Raw genomic sequence first — 398 nt, 5'->3', positions numbered from 1 at the left:
CGGTGCGGTCGTCGAAGATCAACCGGCGGATCTGGGCGGCGAGCGCCCCGGCCGCCCCAGCAGTGGCGCCCGCGGTACCGGCGGTCTCAGCACCCACCTGGTCGGTGGTGTCGGTGCCGTTGGCCTCAGGGCCGTTGGCCTCGTCGGTGTCGGGGCCTTCGGTGGTGTTGTTGAGGGTGAAGCCGAAGGCCGCCAGCGCCGACAGCGGCACGGTGATGTTGATGACCGCCTTGGTGCCCGGCGGCTGCCCGCAACCACCACCGCCGGTGCCACTGCCCACGGTGTCACCGTCGCCACATCGAACCGCCCGGCCACGAGCTTCGACCCCCGGCCCGCCGACCCTTCAGGCGACCGGCCCTCTGGTTGTCAGTGCTCTTACGAGCACCAACACCGGCCTG

Annotated in this window: 1 pseudogene; it reads right to left on the bottom strand. The window is 71.6% G+C overall.

Features of this window, described 5'->3' with window-relative positions:
* Positions 1 to 280 (bottom strand): annotated as a pseudogene (locus tag D474_RS32730) (HNH endonuclease); the annotation flags it as partial.
* Between the last annotated feature and the right edge of the window lie 118 nt (positions 281 to 398).

The organism is Nocardiopsis salina YIM 90010 (assembly GCF_000341025.1).
Taxonomy (GTDB): Bacteria; Actinomycetota; Actinomycetes; order Streptosporangiales; family Streptosporangiaceae; genus Nocardiopsis; species Nocardiopsis salina.
This window is presented reverse-complemented; position numbering and strand designations above follow the sequence as displayed.